The sequence below is a fragment of the Spirochaeta thermophila DSM 6192 genome, assembly GCF_000147075.1.
Lineage (GTDB): Bacteria > Spirochaetota > Spirochaetia > Winmispirales > Winmispiraceae > Winmispira > Winmispira thermophila_A.
This window is the reverse complement of sequence record NC_014484.1, coordinates 693,258-708,321: the sequence shown is the minus strand read 5'-3', so window position 1 is coordinate 708,321 and position 15,064 is coordinate 693,258. Positions and strand designations below refer to the sequence as shown.

At 62.4% G+C, this 15,064-nt stretch carries 14 protein-coding genes; 1 reads left to right on the top strand and 13 read right to left on the bottom strand.

The window, feature by feature from the left end; translation table 11 throughout:
- Window positions 1-163: 163 nt before the first annotated feature.
- From STHERM_RS03095 to STHERM_RS03065, 7 genes are all read right to left on the bottom strand, one after another.
- Window positions 164-1,954: an NADH-dependent [FeFe] hydrogenase, group A6 gene (locus tag STHERM_RS03095; protein WP_013313426.1), complete on the bottom strand. Its 1,791-nt coding sequence runs from the start codon at window positions 1,952-1,954 to the stop codon at window positions 164-166.
- Entirely contained in the window at window positions 1,954-3,210 is a 1,257-nt protein-coding gene (locus STHERM_RS03090; protein ID WP_013313425.1) for a complex I 51 kDa subunit family protein, read from the bottom strand. Before STHERM_RS03090 ends, STHERM_RS03095 begins: the two co-directional genes overlap by 1 nt.
- Entirely contained in the window at window positions 3,185-3,679 is a 495-nt protein-coding gene (nuoE, locus tag STHERM_RS03085) for an NADH-quinone oxidoreductase subunit NuoE (protein WP_013313424.1), read from the bottom strand. The genes STHERM_RS03090 and nuoE overlap by 26 nt, the downstream gene beginning before the upstream one ends.
- A 197-nt stretch (window positions 3,680-3,876) precedes the next feature.
- Window positions 3,877-5,157 (bottom strand): malic enzyme-like NAD(P)-binding protein, encoded by a 1,281-nt coding sequence (locus tag STHERM_RS03080; RefSeq protein ID WP_013313423.1) that lies wholly within the window; start codon window positions 5,155-5,157, stop codon window positions 3,877-3,879.
- 63 nt (window positions 5,158-5,220) lie between these two features.
- Window positions 5,221-6,042 (bottom strand): metal ABC transporter permease, encoded by an 822-nt coding sequence (locus STHERM_RS03075; RefSeq protein WP_013313422.1) that lies wholly within the window; start codon window positions 6,040-6,042, stop codon window positions 5,221-5,223.
- Window positions 6,043-6,081: 39 nt separating this feature from the next.
- Window positions 6,082-6,780: a metal ABC transporter ATP-binding protein gene (locus STHERM_RS03070; RefSeq protein WP_013313421.1), complete on the bottom strand. Its 699-nt coding sequence runs from the start codon at window positions 6,778-6,780 to the stop codon at window positions 6,082-6,084.
- The gene (locus tag STHERM_RS03065) at window positions 6,764-7,720 is read right to left on the bottom strand and encodes a metal ABC transporter substrate-binding protein (protein ID WP_013313420.1); all 957 of its coding nucleotides are present in this window, start codon (window positions 7,718-7,720) and stop codon (window positions 6,764-6,766) included. The genes STHERM_RS03070 and STHERM_RS03065 overlap by 17 nt, the downstream gene beginning before the upstream one ends.
- Before the next feature lie 141 nt (window positions 7,721-7,861).
- Between STHERM_RS03065 and STHERM_RS03060 the strand changes: the two genes are divergently transcribed.
- On the top strand, window positions 7,862-8,599 hold the full coding sequence (locus STHERM_RS03060; protein ID WP_013313419.1) for a FadR/GntR family transcriptional regulator: 738 nt from the start codon (window positions 7,862-7,864) through the stop codon (window positions 8,597-8,599).
- On the opposite strand, the gene STHERM_RS03055 is transcribed toward STHERM_RS03060, so the two are convergent.
- From STHERM_RS03055 to STHERM_RS03030, 6 genes are all read right to left on the bottom strand, one after another.
- Entirely contained in the window at window positions 8,593-9,639 is a 1,047-nt protein-coding gene (locus STHERM_RS03055; protein WP_013313418.1) for a Gfo/Idh/MocA family protein, read from the bottom strand. The two genes, STHERM_RS03060 and STHERM_RS03055, sit on opposite strands and share 7 nt — an antisense overlap.
- Window positions 9,640-9,687: 48 nt before the next feature.
- Window positions 9,688-11,172 carry a tripartite tricarboxylate transporter permease gene (locus STHERM_RS03050; protein WP_013313417.1) on the bottom strand — a complete coding sequence of 495 codons (1,485 nt, stop codon included), beginning with the start codon at window positions 11,170-11,172 and terminating at the stop codon, window positions 9,688-9,690.
- 19 nt (window positions 11,173-11,191) lie between these two features.
- Window positions 11,192-11,641: a tripartite tricarboxylate transporter TctB family protein gene (locus STHERM_RS03045; protein ID WP_013313416.1), complete on the bottom strand. Its 450-nt coding sequence runs from the start codon at window positions 11,639-11,641 to the stop codon at window positions 11,192-11,194.
- Window positions 11,642-11,711: 70 nt separating this feature from the next.
- Complete coding sequence (locus tag STHERM_RS03040; protein ID WP_013313415.1) at window positions 11,712-12,689, bottom strand: tripartite tricarboxylate transporter substrate binding protein; 978 nt, start codon at window positions 12,687-12,689, stop codon at window positions 11,712-11,714.
- A gap of 39 nt (window positions 12,690-12,728) precedes the next feature.
- A complete protein-coding gene (locus tag STHERM_RS03035; protein WP_013313414.1) occupies window positions 12,729-13,844 on the bottom strand; it encodes a M24 family metallopeptidase in 1,116 nt (371 codons plus the stop codon).
- Between the two features lie 25 nt (window positions 13,845-13,869).
- Entirely contained in the window at window positions 13,870-14,862 is a 993-nt protein-coding gene (locus STHERM_RS03030; protein ID WP_013313413.1) for a TRAP transporter substrate-binding protein, read from the bottom strand.
- Window positions 14,863-15,064: the final 202 nt, after the last annotated feature.

The following is a 15,064-nucleotide window of genomic DNA, read 5'->3' as shown; positions in this document are numbered from 1 at the left end:
CCTCCTCGAGTTTCAAGTTTAACTTTTTGTTTTATTGTTAAAACAATAGCGCATTCCGCTTTTTCCTGTCAAGCACCCCGACACAGTTCCTTGAGGCACCAACCGCCCATAAAGGCAGGGGAGGCCGACGCATCGACCTCCCCTGGAGTGGAAGTGAACGTTTTTATTCCGGCGTACTCACCTGTTCCCGTAAAGGGTTCTTCCTGAGCCGGTAAGGATCGCGTGGTTCGTAGTGGGTGTGGAGCAGGGTGTGCGGGAGCTCACCATTGGGCTCCTTGAGGAAGTGCTCGTAGAGGGCCCGCACTTCCGGGTTCTCGTGCGATTTGCGTACAGGGAGGGCGCTGTCCTCGGCGTAGAGTCCCATGAGTCGTTCCTCGCGTTTCTTGAGCGGACTCGGGAGCGGCTGGCCTCCCCCTCCCACACACCCGCCGGGGCAGGCCATCACTTCGATGAAGTGGTAGGGAAGAGGCTCCCCTCTCTCCTTCGCCTCGCGCACCCTGTCGAGGACCTTCCTCGCGTTCGACAGCCCATGGGCCACCGCCACTCTGATCTGCGTACCGTTGAGCTCTATGACCGCCTCCTTCACCCCCTTCACTCCCCTCACCTGGGCGAACTCCACCTTCGGGAGGCTCTTGCCGGTCTTGATCTCGTAGGCCGTGCGGAGGGCCGCCTCCATCACTCCGCCCGTGGCGCCGAATATGGTGCCCGCACCGGAATACGAGGAGAGCACCGGATCGGCGGGCTCCTCCTTGAGTTGATCGAAGCGGATACCCGCCTGACGGATCATCCGGGCGAGCTCCCTGGTGGTGAGGACGATGTCGACGTCCCAGAACCCACTGTCCCGCATCTCCTCACGCTGGGCTTCGAACTTCTTGGCCGTACACGGCATGATGGAGAGCGAGACGATCCTGGAAGGCGGTATCCCCTTCGCCTGGGCGAAGTAGGTCTTCACCACCGCACCCATCATCTGTTGGGGCGACTTGCAGGTGGAAAGGTGCGGCAACAGGTCGGGATAGTAGGTCTCGGCGAACTTTATCCAGCCCGGGCTGCAGCTGGTGATGAGGGGGAGACGCTCCCCTTTCTCGAGCCGGTGGAGGAACTCTGTGCCCTCTTCCATGATGGTCAGATCGGCGCTGAAGTTGGTGTCGAACACGTAGTCCACACCGAGCCTTCGGAGCGCGGCGTAGATCTTGCCGATCACCAGCTCGCCGGGTTTCATCCCGAACTCCTCGCCGAGGGCCACGCGCACCGCAGGGGCGATCTGTGCCACCACCACCTTCTCCGGATCGGCGAGGGCCTCCCATACCCGCTCCACCGCCTCCTTCTCGTAGAGCGCGCCCACCGGGCAGTAGACCACGCACTGGCCGCAGGCCACGCACACGCTCGTACCCATGGTCTGACCTGCGGCGTTCGCCACGATGGTGTGCGATCCCCTATTATGGAAGAAGATGGCGCCCACCGACTGCACGTGGTGGCACACCTCGATGCACCGGCCGCACCCTATGCACTTGTTCATGTCGCGCACGATGCTCGGCGAGGTGCGGTCCACCGGGAGCCCACGCTCGTACTTGTCGTAGGGGATGCTCCTCACTTCGAGCCGCTCTGCGAGGTCCTGGAGCTCGCACTTTCCGTGCTTGATGCACTTGAGACAGTCGTCGGGGTGCGTCGCGAGGATGAGCTCGAGTATCTTCCGTCTCGTCTCCCTGATCACCGGGTCGGAGGTGACCACCTCCATGCCCTCCCGGACCCGCGTGATGCAGGAGCGGACGTACTCGCCGTTCACCTTCACCAGGCAGATGCCGCAGATGCCCCGCGGCGAGAGGTCCTCGTGATAGCAGAGGGTGGGGATCTCCACGTCAGCCCGTGAGGCCGCATCCACGAGGAGCGTCCCCTCCTCCACCTCGAGGGGCGTGCCGTTTATGGTGATGGTCACCGTCTTGGCCTGCTTCGCCATTATCCGGCCTCCTTCACGTAACGCTGGTGTGCGATGAACGTGCGGATCTCGTCACCGAAGAGGTCCAGCACGTTCCCCACAGGAAGGGCCACCGACTTCCCGAACGGACAGAACGAGGCCACGCTCATGGTGGTGACGATCTCGCGCATCTCGTCCAGGTACTCCTCCTTGCCCTTTCCCATCATGATATTGCGCGCCATGAACTCGAGCTGGCGCGTGCCGTACCTGCAGGGGAAACACTGGCCGCAGGACTCCTCTGAGAAGAAACGGGTGGTCACCTCGAGGAACTCGGCCATATTGCGGGTGTGATTCATCACCACCACGGCACCCGAGCCGAGGGCCCCTCCCTCGGCCCTGAGTGAATCGTAGTCGAGGGGGAACGAGAGCGCCCGATCGTCATACACTGGGCCAGCGGTACCCCCGATCTGCACCGCCTTGAGCCTCCCCTTCACCCCTCCAGCGGCCTCGAGGAGCTCGTGAAGCGGCACCCCCATGGGCAACTCGTAGAGGCCCGGAGCGTGGACGTCACCGCTCACGCAGAAGAGCTTGAGCCCGGGTGAGTGCTCAGGCCCTATCTGCGTGAACCAGGAGGCTCCCTTGGTGAAGACCGCAGGCACATAGGCGAGGGTCTCCACATTGTTCACCAGGGTGGGGTGGCCCCACAGGCCCTCCTCGGTGGGATAGGGAGGCTTCATCATGGGGTAGCCTCGGTTCCCCATGAGGGAGTTGAGGAGTGCGGTCTCGTCCCCCACCACATAGGAGCCGCCCCCCATCCTGAGGGAGATATCGAAGGAATAGTCGGTCCCCAGGATCTTCTCACCCAGGAAGTGGTGTTTCCGAGCATCTTCCACCGCCTTGATGAGCCCCTTGGCGATGGCAGGATACTCGCCACGTATGTAGATGAACCCGCGCCTGGCCCCCACCGCATACCCCGCGATGGTCATCCCCTCGATGAGGAGGTAAGGCGCGTGCTCCATGATGTACCGGTCCTTGAAGGTTCCGGGCTCACCCTCGTCGGCGTTGGCCACCACGTAGGGCTCCTTGTGGCGCTGCACGCTCTCCCACTTCACCCCGGTGGGGAATCCTGCTCCACCCCTTCCCCGGAGGCCCGAGGACTTCACCTCGGCGATCACCTTTGCAGGGGGCCGGGCGAGGGCCTGACGCAACCCCATGAACCCTCCCCTGGAGATGTAGGCCTCCATGTCGAAGGCGTCCCTGTCGACCGCGAACTCAAGAATGAACCGTGCGTGGTTCATAGGCCACCCCCTCCCGTCTCGCGAGTTCCTCGATGAGAAGGTCGAGCTTCTCCCGGGTCATGCGGGTATGGAGCTCGTCGTTCACCATGAGCGAGGGGCCCTTGTCGCAGCACCCCAGGCAGTTGACGAGCTCCACGGTGAAGAGGCCGTCGGGCGTGGTCTGGCCTCTCTTGATACCCAGCCCTTCCTGAAGGGCGAAGTAGAGGTCGAGCGATCCGGCCAGCCTGCAGGCCAGCGAGTCGCACATACGGATGACGTATCGCCCCCGGGGTCTCCGGGAGAACATGGAGTAGAACGAGATGATGCCGTCGAGCTCGGAGACCGGGATATCCAGGTACCGGGCCACCTCCTCCACCTCATCGTCGGGAAGGTAGTTGCGGGGGTTATGATCCTGGATGTCGTGGAGGATGAGGAGGAGGTTGTCTCTCCGGGGAGGATACGCCTTCCACGGCCGGTCAATGTGCGCCATGGGGCCCTCCTGAAAGATAATTTTCGTATCTATAATTTTAGCCCCATACAAGACTCTCGTCAAGAAAAATTTCTCGAAAGATGTCCCTATGAGACATTATGACACATATTCGATTCTTCATGAAGAAACACTCGAGGCAATCAATAGAGCATTTGAACACTTTTTTTGAATATTTGATGTATGTTATATATCATCCCTCATGTGTCCCAATACCGCGCTACCCGGCGGAGGAGAGAGTTTCGGTACCCATCCCAGTCCGTGATGGGCCGGCGTGCCACCCCTTCCTCACAGGCGGCACGGGCCACTGCCACGGACTCGTAGGCGATCACCCGCGGATCGAAGGGTTTGGGCACGATGTACTCAGGGCCGAACGTGAATCGCTCCCCCCCGTAAGCCCGGGAGACCTCCTCGGGTACCGGCTCGCGGGCGAGTTCAGCGAGGGCACGTGCCGCCGCCATCTTCATGCCTTCGGTGATCCGGGTCGCCCGAACGTCGAGTGCTCCACGGAAGATGAAGGGAAAGCCCAACACGTTATTGATCTGGTTGGGAAAGTCGCTCCGGCCGGTGGCCATGATGAGGTCGGGCCGCACCGCCTTGGCTTCGGGATAGGAGATCTCGGGATCGGGGTTCGCCATGGCGAAGATGATGGGGCTCTTCGCCATACTCCTCACCATCCCCTGGCTGAGCACTCCCCCCACCGAGAGTCCCACGAAGACATCGGCGTCCCTGAGGACCTCCTCCAGTGTCCTGAAGGGCGTCTCGGCTGCAAACTCGGCCTTCTCGGGAGAGAGGTCGTCTCTCCCGGTGTGGATGACCCCTTTCCTGTCGCACATCACGATGTGTTCCTTCTTCACTCCGGCCGCTATGAACATGCGCGCGCAGGAGATTCCCGCCGCTCCGGCACCGTTGAAGACCACCCGCACCTCCTCCAACCTCTTCCCTGCGAGCTCGCACGCATTGAGGAGGCCGGCCGTCGCGATGATGGCGGTACCGTGCTGGTCGTCGTGGAACACGGGGATGTCACACTCCTCGATGAGCCTCCGCTCGATGGAGAAACACTCCGGGGCCCTGATGTCCTCGAGGTTGATCCCCCCGAAGGTGGGGCTTATGAGCTTCACGGTGCGGATGAACTCGTCGGGATCGGTGGTGTCCACCTCTATGTCGAAGACGTCGATATCCGCGAACCGCTTGAAGAGCACGGCCTTGCCCTCCATGACGGGCTTGCTCGCGAGGGCCCCCAGGTTCCCCAGACCGAGGATGGCCGTGCCGTTCGAGATCACTGCCACGAGGTTCCCCTTGGCGGTGTAGTCGTAGACGGCCTCAGGTCTTCGGGCGATTTCGCGTACCGGCTCGGCCACGCCGGGGGTGTAGGCGAGCGAGAGCTCCTCGGCGGTCTCACAGGGCTTGGTGGGCCTGACGGCGAGCTTACCCGGGACGGGGTGTCTATGGTAGGCGAGTGCGCGCTCCCTCAGGGACATGGCTCCTCCTCCACAGGGGTGTGGCTCACAGGATGGCAAAAACCGGCCAAAAGGGGAAGGGGTTCACGACCGGCCGCGCACTGCCCGGGAGAGAAGGGGGATAAGGGCAAGGAGCAGGAAGACGAGGGCATAGGCGAGGACGATGGCCGGGCCGGTGGGGAGGTTCCAGGCGAGGGAGGCGGTCATGCCGAGGAACACCCCTCCCACCCCGACGAGGGCCGTGACGGTGAGGGTAGCAGCAAATCCCTTTCTTAGAAGGAAAGCGCAGCTCGCGGGGAAGACGATGAGGCTCGAGATGAGGAGCACCCCCACGAGCCGGATCCCCAGGACCACGGTGACTGCGGTGGCCACCATGAGGATCCGCTCGTACCGCCGCACCGGGAGGCCCTGGACCTGCGCGAACTCGGGGTCGTATGTCACCATGAAGAGGGGGCGATACCACACCACCACCCCCGCCACCACGACCGCGGCCCAGAGGAGGCTCATCCACACCTCGTCCCACGTCACGGTGAGGATGCTCCCGAAGAGGTAGGCGAAGAGGTCCACGTTGAACCCGCCCGCCACGCTCGCGAGCACCACCCCAAGGGCCACCGCAGCACCGGAGATCATGCCCACTGCGGCATCCCCGTACGCCCCCCGCCGCTCCACGAGGAAGAGAAGAAGAAGCGAGGCGGCGACCACCAGAGGGAGGGAGAGGATGAAAGGCTGCGTCCCCACGAGGAGGCCCAGGGCCACGGTGGCGAAACTCACGTGTGCGAGACCGTCGCCCACCATGGAGAACCGACGGAGGATGAGGAACATCCCCAACAGCGAGGCCGGAAGGCTCAAGGCGAGGCCTGTGAGGAAGGCCCTCTGCACGAAACCGAGGGAGAGCAGCTCGATCATGGCAGCACCCTCGAGGCGTGGTACCGGCGTATCGTACACCTAGTCACAGGCGACCTCCCCGTGCGAGAAGTAGTGCTGTGCGGCCTGGTTCGCAAACTCCTCGGGCGTGCCGAAGAACTGGACCCTCCTGTCGAGGAGGAGGACCTTCTGTACATAGGGGAGCACTCCGGTGACGTCGTGGGTCACCATGATCACCGTGACGGGGTGGCGCCCCTTGATCTCGCTCAGCGTGAGGTAGAAGCACTCCCTCGTCCTCGGATCAAGGGCACCGGTCGGCTCGTCGAGGACGAGGAGATCCGGGTCGGCCACCAGTGCACGGGCGAGGAGGGTCCGCTGGCGCTGGCCGCCGGAAAGGGCATCGAGTCTCTTTCGCCTGAGATCACGTATCCCCAGGAGGCCAAGCACCTCCTCCACGCGCCGGCGTGCTTCGGGTCGCGGCAGTCTGCGCGTATAGAGGCCGGAACACACCACTTCCTCCACGGTGGCCGGGAACTGGGCACGGGTGTCCACGTCCTGGGGCACATAGCCTATGCGGAGGCCCTTCGTCGCGAAACGGACATCCCCCCCCATCGGACGGACGAACCCCAGGAGGGTGCGGACGAGGGTGGTCTTCCCCGATCCGTTGGGGCCGAGGATGACGAGGAACTCCCCCTCCTCCACCGAAAAGGACACGTCGGTGAGGACCTCCTGCGTGCCGTAGCCAGCGGCAAGGCCCCGCACCTCAATCAGCGGCGCCATACAGCACCTTCCTGAGGGAATCGAGATTCATCTCCCACACCTCCACGTACCCATACCCCTCCTCGGCCATCTCCTTGGGGAGGGTGTGCAGCCCGTAGAAAGGATACACCGCGATACCCTCGGCCTCGAGGAACCCGCCGAGCCTCACCTCTGAGACCGCTTCGTAGAGTACGCCGGGAGCACCCTCTTCTTCAAGGACGTGTCCGAGCACCTCCCTCACCTGGCGGGGGAGGACCTCGGCCGAAGGGGAGGCGCTCTCGAAGGGATAGACCACCTGAACCCCGTACCGTGCGGCCCATGCATCGAGCATCCTGTGGCCGGCGAAGACCACCGTTCGCCGGGGCGCAGCATCCACCAGCTCTCTCATCCTCCGATCGAGGACCTCCAGGCCCTCGAGGTAGGCCGAGAGCCGGGACCTTATCTCCTCCTCGCGATCGGGCATGGCCCGTAGGAGCTCCTCGGCATAGGCGCGGGCAAGCCCCTCGAGCGCCAGGGGATCGAGCCAGAGGTGGGGGGCATGGTGGTGGACCTCCGAGGCCTCGTGATCATGCTCCCCCCCATGTTCCTCCTCGACAGGATGGAGCCCTCCGCCTGCGACATCCTCCAGGGTGAGCACCTCCACCTTCTCGGGGAGGGCGCGGGTGAGCCTCTCCATCCACGGCTCGAGCTCCTCGCTGGTGTAGATCACATACTGCGCAGACTGCACCACCTGTATGTCACGAGGCGTGGGCTCGTATCCATGAGGGCTCGCGCCCCACGGGAGGAGGAGGTGGACCTTCACCGCATCGCCTCCTACGCGGCGTGCGAGGTCGTAGTAGGGAAAGAGCGAGACCGCCACCCTCACAGAGGAGGACGCATCGGCCCTCTCGTCCTGTCCTCGCCCGCATCCTGCGAGCGCAAGCATGCCGATGAGAAGAAGCCCGGCCAGGCGGCGGCTCATCATCTCCTCCTTACACGAAGGTTTTTAGCGTATGCTAAAAATAGTAAAAACAGTCACCTCGGGCAAGCGCCCTCCTCAGCCCGGACGCTCCCCCTCCTTGATCATGCCTTCGAGAGGTTCTACCATACCAGTGGAGGATGCATGTACAGACGGGTGAACGCGAAGACCCACCTCTCACGGGAGATAGCGGATCATATCAAGGACCTCATCCGCCGGAAAAAGCTCAACCCCGGAGAAAAACTTCCCAACGAGATCGAGCTCGCGCAGCTCTTCGGCGTGAGCCGCCCCACCATCAGGGAGGCGATAAAGACCCTCGTCTCACAGAACATCATAGAGATCGTCCGGGGGAAGGGCACCTACGTCTCCCGGACCCCCGGACTCCAGGAAGACCCACTGGGGCTCGAGTTCCTCATGGACGAGAACCTCCAGCTCGCCCTCATCGAGGTGAGGCTCATCGTGGAGCCGCCGGTAGCGAAGCTCGCCGCGGAGCGGCGCACGCCTGAAGATATTGCACGCATTGAGGAGATCCTCGCCCGGATGGAGCAGGAGATCCGTGACGGCCAGATCGGTCTCGTGCCCGAGATGGAGTTCCACCGGAGCCTCGCCGAGGCCACCCGGAACCCCGTGATCATGCGCCTGGTGCCCCTCATCACCGACGCGATTAGGAAGATCTACGGAGAGGCACCCCGCACCCTCGAGGAACACAGAGAGGCCCTCGAGGAACACAGGGACATCCTCTCCCACATCCGCGAGGGCCACGGGGAAAAGGCCGGCCAGGCCATGAAACACCACCTCGAAAAGAGCTACAGAAGAACCCAGAGAAAACAGTGGGCGAAGACCATTCCCCACTCCTTCCCCAGCCGGGAGGAGACTCAGTAGTCCACCTTCACCTTCCGGCCGGTCTTCGCGCTCTCGTAGATCGCGAGGATGATCGCCACCGCCTTGCGCGCCTCGTAGCCATCCACGGGGGGTTCTCTTCCCTCTTTCATGGCATCCACGAAGGCCTGGAACTGCCGCACATGCCCCTCGAGGCTGATCGCCCCCGGATCAGCGGCACCACCCTGTGTCCGTGTGGCACCTGAGAAGCGCCGGCGGATCTCCTCGTCCTCCGGGATCTCCTTCGCAAACGTCCAGGCCTTGAAATCCTCTTCCTCCATGACGGCGGAGCCCGCGGTGCCGGAGATCTCGATCCGCTTGAGGAAACCCGGATACACCGCGGTGGACCCCTCGATCACCCCGAGGGCTCCGTTCTCGAATTCGAGGGCGGCGACCGCCGTGTCTTCCACCTCTATCCGCTCATGCCCGAGTATCGCGGCGTAGGCCTGCACCGTCTTTACTCTGCCCATGTACCACTGCAGGAGGTCGATCGCGTGGATCGCCTGCACCATGAGGGCCCCTCCCCCGTCGAAACGCCACGTCCCCTTCCACTCACCCCTGTCGTAGTACTCCTGGGACCTGTACCACTTCACGTACGCATCCCCCAGCACCAGTCTTCCGAACCTGCCCTTCTCCACCGCATCCTTGAGCACCCTCGAGGCGTCGTAAAACCGCGACTGGAAGATCCCCATCACCTTCACACCCTTTTGGGCCGCAGCTTCGATGATGGCGTCGCATCGTTCCAGGGTGATCTCGAGGGGCTTCTCCACCACCAGGTGTTTCCCCGCCGCTATGGCCTCGAGCGCCGGCTCCATGTGGTACCCCGAGGGGGTACAGATGGAGACGATATCCAGTTCAGGATCGTCGAGGAACTCCGACATACTGGTATACGCCCTGCACCCGTGCCGTTCGGCAAACGCCTTCGCGCGCTCTTCCGAGCGGCTCATCACCGCCACGAGCTTCGCACCCTCGACCTGCCCTACGGCGAGTGCGTGCTTGTCCGCAATACCACCTGTACCCACGATCCCTATCCCATAGCTCATACCATCCTCCCTGATCTCATAGTGATCTCATGGTAGACTCAATGTACCTCAAAGACGAGAGGTGTGAACATGGCCTCTCGACCTCCACAGGGCATACCCTATGGAGAGAACCGCCAGCCCATAGAAGGCCACCGCGATGGGAGACCTCACGAGGGTACTCCAGTCGCCGTGGGAGATGATGAGGGCCTTGCCCAACTCCCGCTCCGCGAGAGGGCCCAGGATCACACCAAGGACCATGGGCGCCACGGGAAAGGACGCCTTCCTCATGAAGTAGCCCACCACCCCGAACGCCAGGGCCACCCCCACGTCATAGAGGCTGTTGTTGAGGGAGAAGGCCCCCACGAGGCACAGCATGAGGATGACGGGAAAAAGGTGGGACACCCGTATTCTGAGGATGAGGGGGAAGAGACGGGCGCCCACCAGACCGAGCACCAGTATGAGTAGCTGGGCCGCGAAGAACCCCACGAAGAGCGAGGAGATGAGCTGCGGATCTTCTTTGAAGAGGAGCGGCCCCGGCCTCACCCCTATGAGGATGAGGGCGCCGAGCATCACCCCAGTGATCACGTCGCCGGGAACACCCAGCGTGAGGAGCGGCACCATGGCCCCTCCCGTGGTGCCGTTGTTGGCCGCCTCCGGCGCCGCGATCCCTTCGGGCACCCCTTTCCCGAAGCCATCCGGGTTCTTCGAGAATCGTCTGGCCTCGTTGTAGGCGAGGAAGGAGGCGATCGTCCCCCCCGTACCGGGTATGATCCCGATGAACGTGCCGAGGAACGAGAAGGGGACGATCACCTTCATGAGCCGTCCCAGTTCACGGAGAGGAGGGATGACCCGCTCTATCCTCTGGTGGTACCGGGGGAGCTCCTTGCCTATGTTCTTGAGCTCGACGAAGACCTGCGATATGGCGAAGAGCCCTATGAGCACCGCGAGCATCGGGAAGCCCGCCATGAGTTGTGGTATCCCGAAAGAAAACCGGGCATACCCTGTGAGCTCATCGATCCCCACGCAGGCGATCAGGAGCCCCAGGAACCCGGAGATGAGGCCCTTCAGGATCATGCCGGTGGAGACCGAGGCGATGATGGTGAGGGCGAATATCATGAGGGCGAAGTACTCCTCGGGTCCGAAGGCGAGCGCCACCCTCGCCAGTTGAGGAGCGATGAGTATCATGCAGAGGGTGGAGACGATTCCCCCGGTGGCCGAGGCGATGGTGGCGATCCCCAGGGCCCTCCCGGCCTCCCCGCGCTGCGCCATGGGGTATCCATCGAGCACCGTGGCCGCGGAGGAAGGAGTACCCGGCGTGGAGATGAGGATCGCGGGGATGGACCCCCCATAGATGGCACCACAGAACATCCCGCTGAGCATGAGAAGGGCGCTCGCAGGTTCGAGGTAGAAGAGGAAGGGAAGCAGGAGGATGATCCCCACCGATCCGGTGATACCCGGGAGGGCACCCACCACGATACCGCCGGCGACTCCAATGAAGAGATAGACGAAGTGAAGCGGCGTGAATACGTAGAGCATTCCTTGTACAAAGTCCATGTCCTTTACTCCTCGTCGTTCACCAGAGCACTCCCCGTGGGAGGGGGACCTGGAATCCGAGCCTGAAGACCGAGTAGATCACCAGGGGTATGCCGAAGGAGAGGAGCCCCACCAGCAACGGCCGTCGTTCACCGAAGATGAGGAAGACCACCGCCATGTAGGGGATCCCCGCGCCGACGAAGCCGACGAAGCCGAGGGAGAAGACATACCCGATCGAAGCCACCACCAGGAGGACGAGCCTCATCCATACTGCCCGCTCATCCGAGGCACCTTTCCCCGGTTTTCCGTTTCTGAGCTGCAGCCCTCCCCTCACCGCGAGGAGGATGGAGAGGACCATGAGGACCCCCCCGATCACCCTGGGAAAGACCGCGGGCGAAAGGGCTATCTGGGTCTCGGGAAATCCGAACGTCGCCGCTACGAGGATCACTGCGAACAGGAAGACCGCCATACCCCACACAAGGTCGACCATAGACCACGTTCCTTTCTATAGAATAAACATGAACGGCAGTGCCGCCTCACACGGAGGCGGCACTCCTCTCTCATTGATACCTGTCACCCAGCTTGTTCTCGATGATGATCTGCTTGTAGAGCTCGCTCTGTTCCTGCACGAACTTCTTGAACTCCTCGGTTCCCTTGTAGTCGGTGATGATTCCGGCCTTCTCCGCGAGCACCTTGAAGTCGGGATCCTCCATGGCGGCCTTGAAGGCATCGTGTATGATCTTGATCTTCTCTGGATCGGTACCCTTTATGGCGGCCAGGCCCCGCCACTGTCCGAGGGTGAAGTCTATCCCCTGCTCACGGGCGGTCGGATAGTCGGGGAACTGGGGAAGCCTCTCGGCCGAGAAGACCGCCAGGCACCTGAGCTGCCCGCCCTGGAGCTGGGGAACCCCCTCGGGTGGGCTGCAGATCACCGCATCGACGTGGCCACCCACCGCCGCGGTGACAGCCGGGCCACCTCCCGCATGGGGCACGTGATTCACCTTGACGCCCGCCGTCCGCTCGAACGCGAGCATGATGAGGTGCGTGCCGCCTCCCGCTCCTGCGTTCGCCACGTTGATCTGACCGGGCCGCTTCTTGGCATCCTCCACGAAGTCCTTGAGGTTCTGATAGGGGGAATCCGCGGGGACGAGGAGCCAGCACGGGGCATTCACCAGGTTGATCACCGGTTCGAAGGAATCCACATCGTAGGGGGTCTTACTCATGTGGATCTTGGTGATGGAAGGAGTGGCCCACGCCACGAAGTAGTAGCCGTCGGGCTTCTTGCCGAGTGCCTCGGTGTATCCGGGCACGGCACCCCCACCCGGTCTGTTCACGATGATGACCGGTACCGGGAGGTACTTGGGGAGTACCATCTGGAACGTCCTGAACACCACGTCGGTGGCTCCTCCCACGCTCCACGGCACCATGATCTCAATGGGGCGAGAGGGGTACGACTCCTCTTCCTTCTGTCCCTCAGCCCAGAGCACGCCGCCGACGAGCATGCACAACAGAATGAATGTCAGACCTCGCCATCTCATACCATGCCTCCTGGTTATGTAGTGTGCGCCTCGAGGCGCTCAGCCGGGCATCTCCAGTACACCCGGCCGCTCAAATCGTATCCCATCCACCTCCAGAGAGATGGAGGGAAACAGTATCGGTTTGCTGAGAAGCTGCGGCCCATCGGGGGTGGCCAACATGGTATCCTCGCTCTTGGTCCCAGTGATGGAAGGGTTCCAGGTGAAGGCCTGATTCGTCTGCACCACTTCCTGGGTGGTGAAGGTGACCTTGTAGTCCCTTCCCTCATAGCCGATGGCTCCTCCCTGGTGGTGGAGCTTGTACTCCTCCGGATACCCAAGGGCCTTGTAGGCCTCGATCCCCTTTGTGAAGGCCTCGACCACCGGGACCCCCGGACGGGTGGCGGCCATGAACGTGCAGTCAATCCTCACGTTGTCCAAGTACTGGCGGTACCAGTCCTCAGGAATGGGTCCGAAGTTCACGAACCTGGTGAGCGAGACCACGAGCCCGTACTTCCTCGCATTCACACAGAGCATGGCCCGCCTCTTCACCTCTTTCTCGGTGGAGATGGGGTGTCGGTAGGCGCTGATCCTCTCGTCGGCGGCCACGAAGATGGTCACATAGTCGAGCCCGTGTGCCCACAGCTTGTGGGCGAGCCTACCCACGATGGCGCACTCCTTGTCGCCCGGACGCACCTCCCTCGCGGTCTCCTCGATCGCGAGGGAGGTGAGGTAGCCCACCTCCCTGTAGCGCTCCACTTCCCAGGGGGTGAGGGCATATCTGAGCCGCTTCACCTCGGCCGAGATGTCCTGTGCACCGGGGAAGGGATGATCGGCACCCAGTCTTCCCCCTCCAGCGAGTTTCCGCACGATCTCGACCTCCCTGTCTTCGTACCAGAGGAAGTCGTGGACCTCGAATCCCTTTTCCTCGAGTCGCTCCTCCTCTCTCATCCGGGGGGACTCGATGTTGTTGCACACCGCATGACACCGGGTAGGAGTCACGAGGATTCCCGCCACGCCGAGTTCGAGGGTGATCCCCACCACATTCCGACCTCCCCCTGTGATCCAGGAGAAGTTCGTCTGCCGTTTGAGGTAGACGGCGTCAAGCCCCTTTTCCTCCATGAGGGCTCTCACCCGTCCCAGCTTTTCCGCGATCTCCTCAGGATGCCACTTCGTCATCTCTTCTACTCCTTGGTATGAACATTCACTGGGAGAGCACCTCCTCCCAGGTGGTCACCGACCAGAGCGTACGGAAGAGTTCCTCCACCGCTGTCTTGCCCTTCTCCCTGAAGGAGGCCGCATCGGGAATGATCACCTGCATCCCCTTCTTCTGGAGATCCATGAGGAGCATCCCCTCCTCGCTCATCACCTTGTTGGTGGCCCACTCAATGGCCTCGACGGCCGCATCCCACACAGCCTTTCTGTCGGCCTCGGAGAGCGACTCGTAGAAGGGCTTGTTGACGAGCACGCCGCCCGTCTGGACCAGGTGGTTGGTGATGATGAGGTACTTCTGGACCTCGTAGAGCTTGTAGCTGTGGATCTGCGGGATGTCGCCTTCGGATGCCTCGGCCTTCCCCGTCTTGAGGGAATCGTAGAGCCCGCTGAGCGGGACGGTCACAGGATCGGCTCCCATGGCCTTCCACACCGTGACCCACGTCTGCACTCCAGGAAGCCTCAACCTGAGCCCCTGCACCTCGTCAACCGAGTAGATGGGCTTGTTGGCGGTGGTCTGACGGAACCCACGGTAGACGTTCCCTATCCAGAGCATATTCCCTTTCTCTGCAACCATTTTTCTAGCTGCCTCGCCAAGTGGACCATTCCAGACCCGTGTGAAGTGGGCGAAATCCTTCATCACATAGGGGGCGTTGAAAAAGGAGTACTCGGGAGCGAAGACCTGGAGCGGATACCCACCTGTGAACTGGAGATGGGCAGCTCCGGAGCTGCACAGCTCGTTGGCCTTCTCTTCGGTCCGTTCCACATCGAGGATCTGGACGATGAACCTCCCCCCACCCTTTCGTTCGAGGACCTCTTTGAACCTGTCGGCCGTGAGGCTCATGATGTTCTGCGGCGCGAAGGCATTGACCACCTTGATGGTGATCGTATGGGAAGCAGGGGCAGGTTCCTCCCCTGACTGAGAAGTGGTCGCACAGCTCATGAGAAGCACCAGCACAGGAACGAGGACGGCGTATCGTTTCATGATCCCCTCCCATGTGTGGTATACCCCCATTATATGACGTCAGACAACAGTTGTCAAGGAAAAAGTATGCCACATGTATGTCCCGGAGTTCACAAGGGCCAGCGGTCATCTTCCGGGGAACCCTGGGAGAGGGTGTGCGACGGTTTCACGGCCCGTTCCCCCGCCTCCCTCAGAGGGACTCACCATCCCTTGGGGGAAGGGG

Excerpts from the sequence above, each read along its gene's own strand:
- STHERM_RS03095 (WP_013313426.1), bottom strand. The coding sequence starts at position 1,954 with ATGGCGAAGCAGGCCAAGACGGTGACCATCACCATAAACGGCACGCCC.
- STHERM_RS03090 (WP_013313425.1), bottom strand. The coding sequence starts at position 3,210 with ATGAACCACGCACGGTTCATTCTTGAGTTCGCGGTCGACAGGGACGCC.
- nuoE (WP_013313424.1), bottom strand. The coding sequence starts at position 3,679 with ATGGCGCACATTGACCGGCCGTGGAAGGCGTATCCTCCCCGGAGAGAC.
- STHERM_RS03080 (WP_013313423.1), bottom strand. The coding sequence starts at position 5,157 with ATGTCCCTGAGGGAGCGCGCACTCGCCTACCATAGACACCCCGTCCCG.
- STHERM_RS03075 (WP_013313422.1), bottom strand. The coding sequence starts at position 6,042 with ATGATCGAGCTGCTCTCCCTCGGTTTCGTGCAGAGGGCCTTCCTCACA.
- STHERM_RS03070 (WP_013313421.1), bottom strand. The coding sequence starts at position 6,780 with ATGGCGCCGCTGATTGAGGTGCGGGGCCTTGCCGCTGGCTACGGCACG.
- STHERM_RS03065 (WP_013313420.1), bottom strand. The coding sequence starts at position 7,720 with ATGAGCCGCCGCCTGGCCGGGCTTCTTCTCATCGGCATGCTTGCGCTC.
- STHERM_RS03060 (WP_013313419.1), top strand. The coding sequence starts at position 7,862 with ATGTACAGACGGGTGAACGCGAAGACCCACCTCTCACGGGAGATAGCG.
- STHERM_RS03055 (WP_013313418.1), bottom strand. The coding sequence starts at position 9,639 with ATGAGCTATGGGATAGGGATCGTGGGTACAGGTGGTATTGCGGACAAG.
- STHERM_RS03050 (WP_013313417.1), bottom strand. The coding sequence starts at position 11,172 with ATGGACTTTGTACAAGGAATGCTCTACGTATTCACGCCGCTTCACTTC.
- STHERM_RS03045 (WP_013313416.1), bottom strand. The coding sequence starts at position 11,641 with ATGGTCGACCTTGTGTGGGGTATGGCGGTCTTCCTGTTCGCAGTGATC.
- STHERM_RS03040 (WP_013313415.1), bottom strand. The coding sequence starts at position 12,689 with ATGAGATGGCGAGGTCTGACATTCATTCTGTTGTGCATGCTCGTCGGC.
- STHERM_RS03035 (WP_013313414.1), bottom strand. The coding sequence starts at position 13,844 with ATGACGAAGTGGCATCCTGAGGAGATCGCGGAAAAGCTGGGACGGGTG.
- STHERM_RS03030 (WP_013313413.1), bottom strand. The coding sequence starts at position 14,862 with ATGAAACGATACGCCGTCCTCGTTCCTGTGCTGGTGCTTCTCATGAGC.